This window comes from Dickeya sp. NCPPB 3274 (assembly GCF_000406205.1).
Taxonomy (GTDB): domain Bacteria; phylum Pseudomonadota; class Gammaproteobacteria; order Enterobacterales; family Enterobacteriaceae; genus Dickeya; species Dickeya fangzhongdai.
In genome coordinates this window covers 1-786 of sequence record NZ_AOOH01000056.1, presented here as the reverse complement: position 1 = coordinate 786, position 786 = coordinate 1, and the positions used below count along the sequence as shown (strand labels likewise).

Below are 786 nucleotides of genomic sequence, written 5' to 3'. Positions count from 1 at the left end.
ATAGAAAACCCCCAGCTAGGCTGGGGGTTCCGTAAAGCTTCCAGCTTTGGGGCGGATATAAAAACCCCTTTTGATTTGTTAAAACACCTTGCGGTCTGGCAACTGCAATGGTCAAACAAGAAATCAAAAGGGGGTCCCAATGGGGGACGAAAAGAGCTTAGCGCACACCCGCTGGAACTGTAAATATCACATAGTTTTCGCACCCAAATACCGAAGACAGGTCTTCTACGGTGAGAAACGGCGGGTAGTAGGGAGTATCTTAAGAAAACTGTGTGAATGGAAAAATGTGCAGATTCTGGAAGCAGAGTGCTGTGCTGATCACATCCATATGCTTGTGGAGATCCCGCCGAAGATGAGTGTATCGAGCTTCATGGGTTATCTGAAAGGCAAAAGCAGCCTGATGCTCTATGAACAATTTGGTGATCTGAAATTCAAATATAGGAACAGGGAGTTTTGGTGCCGAGGGTATTATGTAGATACGGTGGGTAAAAATACATCGAAGATCCGGGACTACATAAAGCACCAACTGGAGCAGGATAAGCTGGGCGAACAGTTATCAATCCCGTATCCAGGTAGCCCGTTTACGGGCCGTAATTAACGGATTTGGATGCAAATGTCAGATTGCGATGCGCCTGTTAGGGCGCGGCTGGTAACAGAGCCTTATAGGCGCATATGAAAAACCTCCGGCTATGCCGGAGGATATTTATTTTTAATCGAGGATTACAGGGCTGGCGAGTGTTGCGGCAGGGCGACATAGCCATTGGCTACCGGAGCCGGCGTGGCGCG

Annotated in this window: 2 protein-coding genes; both read left to right on the top strand. The window is 48.5% G+C overall.

The window, feature by feature from the left end; translation table 11 throughout:
* A partial coding sequence (locus DXX3274_RS24100) for a hypothetical protein (protein ID WP_238556027.1) occupies positions 1-183 on the top strand: 183 nt, incomplete at its 5' end.
* Positions 140-598: an IS200/IS605-like element IS1541D family transposase gene (gene tnpA / locus DXX3274_RS00130; protein ID WP_042857882.1), complete on the top strand. Its 459-nt coding sequence runs from the start codon at positions 140-142 to the stop codon at positions 596-598. The genes DXX3274_RS24100 and tnpA, both read left to right, overlap by 44 nt.
* Positions 599-786 lie beyond the last annotated feature (188 nt).